Origin of the sequence: Actinophytocola sp., assembly GCF_045807065.1 — a bacterium.
Lineage (GTDB): Bacteria > Actinomycetota > Actinomycetes > Mycobacteriales > Pseudonocardiaceae > Actinophytocola.
The window spans coordinates 1-5093 of record NZ_JBJMIE010000523.1 but is presented as its reverse complement, the minus strand read 5'-3'; the positions used below and the strand labels follow the sequence as shown (position 1 = coordinate 5093).

Genomic DNA, 5093 nt, shown 5'->3' with positions numbered 1-5093 from the left:
GCGGGCGGCGAACTCGGCCGTGCCGTTGCCCAGGTTCGCTGACCTGTGGCAGGCCTTCACCCACCTGGTCGACATCAACGCGGGACCGGGTGGCGTGCCACCCAGTCTGGTGTTGCTCGATGCGGTGGCGGCGGAGGTCCGCGGCGACGTGGGCGGTGCGATGCGTGCCTGGGTCGAGCAGAAGGTCCGGCACCAGGGCGCCGAGAACGCGTTGGAGGAGCGCAGGCGTGACATGTCCCCGAGTACCGGTGCGCCGGGCCTGCACCTGTTGCTCGCGCTCGAGCACGACGGGATCAGCGGCGACCGTTACGTGCTGTCATCGTGGCGCCAAACCATGCCCGGGGTGTGGCCCCCTGCCAAGGTCGGGATCCGGGAGGTGGACGAGGACTATCTCGAGCGTGCCTTCGACGAGGAGGTGGTGGCCGCCGAGCGAGCATGGGCGGATCAGCTCGCTCCCGTGACGTTGGAAGTCATCCTGCCGAGGGAACTCATCCACCTGCCGGTACACCGCTGGAACAAGGAACACGAATCTGGCCAACCCCAGCCGCTGTGCGTCGAATACATTATCAGAGTTCGGTCACTCGAAAGGATGAGGAGCGAACATTGGCACCGGGTGTGGCGGAAGCGTTGGCGCTCGCTCAACGATGACCCCTCGCCGATGCGGATTTACTTCGGCGGCGCGGAAGGCGTGACGGAGCGTGTCGATGTTGCCCTTCATGCGAGTGACTCCGTCGCGATGGTGCTCAGTGCTCCGCCGTCACCGCGGTGTCCTGGGGGAGCGGCAATTGACGAGTTCACCGCCGCGTTGAGAGCGGGAATGCCGGTGCTGTTGTGGCATCCGGATGTCACTCCGGAGAAACTAACCAAATTGGTGATGCAGTTGACAGCGAGTGGCGGCTTGATCGGATTACCAGAACAGTCCCGAATCTCAAGAAGTGCATCTCTTGGCTCGCCCGTCCAAGACTTGGCACGCGATTTGGTGGTACTCTGGGATGACCCTGATCGAATCGTCGTGCTCGGAACCGGGCCGTCCTAGGGGATGCGGATGAGCGCGAACGACCGCGGTCCAGAGGTTCCGCTAACAGAGCGGACTCCTCAGGCCGATGTGCCTGAATGGTGGATTTACCGAGGCACTGGCCGACCAATGCACGACATCCAACTTCCCGACCTGCTTCCCGAACCGCCGCCGTGGCGCAAGTTCCGCGGCGAACCTCCGAGTGAGCCGCAGACGCCGCCGGAGGACGACTTCGAGGCCGAGCGTCGGTTGGGCCCGGAGTTCCACCTGACCGAGGGGGACGTGGATCCGGACGAGATCAACATGGTCAACGCCGCGTTGTTCCTGCGCAGACCGCTGATAGTCACCGGGCGCCCCGGTTCGGGGAAGTCCGCTCTCGCCTACCGGATCGCGCGGGAGCTCCGGCTCGGCCGGGTCCTGCGGTGGTCGATCACCAGTCGAACCACGCTGGAGTCCGGGCTGTACGAATACGACGCCATCGGCCGCGCGCAGGCGGCGGCGACCAGATATGCGGCCGCCCGTCGGCTCGACGGGACCGGTGATGCCGACGGTGCCGCCGATGTTGTCGACGAGCCGCCCGTCGGTGACTTCATCCGGCTGGGTCCGCTGGGCACCGCGTTCCTCCCGACGCGAACACCGCGGGTGCTCTTGATCGATGAGCTCGACAAATCGGATGCGGACCTGCCGAACGATCTGCTGAGCATCTTCGAGGACGCCGAGTTCGGCATTCCGGAACTGGAGCGGGTGCGGGCGCGCACACCGAGCGTGCGGGTGTTCACCAGTGACCCGTACGGCGAGGTCACGGTGAACGACGGCCGGATCGCGTGTGCCGCGTTTCCGGTGATCGTCATCACCAGCAATGGTGAGCGCGAGTTTCCCCCCGCGTTCCTGCGTCGCTGCCTGCGGTACGAGATGCAGGAGCCGAACGAGGACCAGCTCGCGGCCATGGTGGCCAACCACATGTTGGACGCGGCCGGCCACCACACCGACAACCTGGTCCGCGAGTTCGTGACACGGCGGTCGGCGATCGGCGGTCTGCCGGCGGACCGCCTGTTCGACGCCGTGTACCTGGCGACATCCGGTGCGTTCCGCGAGAACGACCCGGCCTGGCCCCGACTGCTGGAATCGCTCTGGCGCCGGTTGAGTTTGGCGCCCTGAGTGAGCCGGTCAACCGACACTCCCAGGGAAGGCCTCGTTCGGCGGACGGGGCCGGCGGACGCTGTGCCATCCGGTGAGCGACTCGGTGTCGGGGACCTGACCTGGCTGGAGGTCGGGGAGGCTGTGTGGCTCGCGGCGGTGACCCAACCCGCTTCGGCCGACGACACTCCACCGCGGCAGGAACCGCCTCCGGCCGAACGCGTGACCTCAGCCGCCGTCATTCCGCCTCGTGGCGAGCAGGACGCTCGCGTTCCGCCCCAGAAACCCGATAACCACAAGGTGGAGACTCCGGCTGGTCCCGAGCCTGCGCCGGTCGAGCCGCCGCCGGCGGAAGGTGAGCCGCCGCCGCGCCTGTTCCCGGGGGATCTGCCCGATGTGACGCCGAGGACGAGCTGGTCATTGCCCGATCGGCTGAACATCGTGCGTGCGTTGAGACCGCTGAAGCGTCTCGTGGCGTCACAACGGGATGTCGTTATCGACGAAGTCGCCACGGCCGAGCGAGCGGTGCAGGACGAGCTGTGGTTACCGGTCATGAAGAAGCGGCGCGAACGGTGGCTTGACCTGACGGTCGTCATAGACGTCTGCCCGTCGATGCGCCTGTGGCGCTCGAAGGTCGACGCGTTCATCGAACTCCTCGAACAGCTCGGCGCGTTCCGCACCATACGGCTGTGGTACCTGGACACGAGCCGGTCCGCCAACGGAGTGCCACTGCCGCCGGAACTGCGTAGTGCGCGGGATGGCGCTGTGCCACGTGATCCGGCCGAGGTGATCGACCGCTCCGGCCGGCGGCTGGTGCTGGTGCTGACTGACGGCTTCGGCGACGGGTGGCACGAGGACCTCGTCAGCCCGATTCTCGCGGAATGGGGCCGCGCGCTGCCCGTCTCGGTCATTCACCTGCTGCCCCAGTGGATGTGGGGACGAGCGGGCCTGGAACCGCGGCGCGCCAGGCTGACGGTCCCGGTCGACCCGCACCCGAACCGGGCCTGGTCGGTCGAGCTACCGGACGCGTGGGCCGAACTGGACCCCGAGCAGGCGGTGCCGGCCGACGCGGTGCCGGTGCCGGTCCTGGAGCTCGACCCGCGGTGGCTGCGCTGGTGGGCACTGCTCATGACGGGTTCGCACCGCGGTCCGGTCGACGCCGCGGTCATCTTTGCGTCGGACAAACCGCGACCGCGGGTCAGCACATTCGTCGGCCTCGGCGAGCAGAAGCCCCGACAGCGCATACATCACTTCCGGAGCGTGGCGTCGCCAGCAGCGCAGAAACTCGCACGAATGGTGGCGGCCGTGCCGGCCGACCTGTCGGTAATCCGCCTGCTGCAAGAGAATTTCCTACCAGATCACGGCGCGGGACCGGAGATAGTTTCTGAGTTGATCGCCACCGGGATTCTGCGGTATTCTCCCGCCACCGCCCCTGGAGGGTCCACAATGGATGGTGGGCTCTTCGACATGGCCGAGTCCGACCGTGCGACTCTGCTGGAAGGCGCGCGGCGCTCGGAAACCGCGCGCGTCGTGCGGGTGGCCGCCCACCACCATGGCCACCGAATAAGCGCGCTGTCCTGCCTGCGTGACGCCATAGCCGACCCGGACAACACTCCGGAACCCGCGGCCCTGGCGGACCGGGCGTTACAGCGCGTTGTGCTGCGTGCGTTGAGCGGTGACCCGTACCTCTCCCGAGTAGCCAGGCTCGAAGAGGATACGGACCACCGCGGTGCCGCCGTGCCTTCTGCCGCCACATCCGCTCCAGCGCATACCACGCCACACGACACCCTTCCAGCGCCACCACACGACACTGCCGAGGTTCCCGCCATGTCCAACGCGGCCGAGCGCGTCGATGCCCAGCACGAAGTGGGAACCTCGACCGCGCACCTGACCGAGTCCCCCGACGGTGACAACCGCCCGGCACCCGTGCCGGTAGCCCCGCTGACGCCCGTGTCGTTCACCACGGGAACGGGCACCCGCCAACCCGGCGACACACCGCCGATCTTCGGCAACGTCCCACCTCGCAACCTCAACTTCACGGGCCGGGCAGACCTGATAGAGCAACTCCGCAGCCAACTGACCGCCGGCGGTACAACCGCTGTGCTACCCGCGGCCCTGCACGGCATGGGCGGCATAGGCAAGACGCACACAGCAGCAGAATATGTCTACCGCCACGTGGACGACTACGACCTGGTGTGGTGGATCAACGCCGCCAAGCCGACCCAGATCCGGTCCGACCTCACGGACCTCGCACGACACCTGGGGCTCGCGGGTAGTTCGGAAGCGAGCACGGCGGTACCGGCCGTCTTGGAGGCGCTGCGTGCCGGCAGACCGGTACGCCGGTGGCTGCTGGTGTTCGACGCGGCCGAAACCCCGGAGTCGGTGCGCCCGTTCTTCCCGGCCAACGGCCCGGGTGAAATCCTGGTCACATCCCGCAACCCGGCCTGGGCCGGCGTCGCCAGTCCGTTGGAGGTCGCGGTTTTCCGCCGTGAGGAGAGCAAGGAACTTCTGCGCCGTCGGGGCCCTGAGATCGACGACGAGGAGGCCGACCAGGTAGCGGACAAACTGGGCGACCTGCCACTGGCCATCGAACAGGCCGCCGCCTGGCGCGCGGAAACAGGCATGCCGGTCTCGGAGTATCTCAAACTCTTCGACGAAAAGGTGGCAGAGATTCTCGACTCCGTGACCTCCCCGGACTACGAGGTGTCGGTTGCCGCGGCGTGGAACGTCTCGTTCGACGAACTGCGCAAGAGCAACCCGGCCGCACACCAGATCCTCCACATCTGTGCCTATTTCTCACCGGAGCCGATCTCACGAGAGCTGTTCACCGGCGTCCGCGGTGTGCAGATCTCCCCGGAACTGGACGTCGCGCTTCGCGACCCCATCCAGCTGGCCCGGGCAATCCGCGAGATCAACCGCTTCGGCCTCGCGAAGCTCGACT

The 5093-nt window shown here is 67.3% G+C and carries 2 protein-coding genes and 1 pseudogene; all 3 read left to right on the top strand.

Annotated features, from left to right (window positions below; genetic code table 11):
• Positions 1–1036, top strand: a pseudogene (locus ACJ73U_RS30650) (hypothetical protein); the annotation flags it as partial.
• 9 nt (positions 1037–1045) lie between these two features.
• A complete protein-coding gene (locus ACJ73U_RS30645) occupies positions 1046–2173 on the top strand; it encodes an AAA family ATPase (protein WP_407781208.1) in 1128 nt (375 codons plus the stop codon).
• A partial coding sequence (gene fxsT / locus ACJ73U_RS30640; RefSeq protein WP_407781207.1) for an FxSxx-COOH system tetratricopeptide repeat protein occupies positions 2174–5093 on the top strand: 2920 nt, incomplete at its 3' end.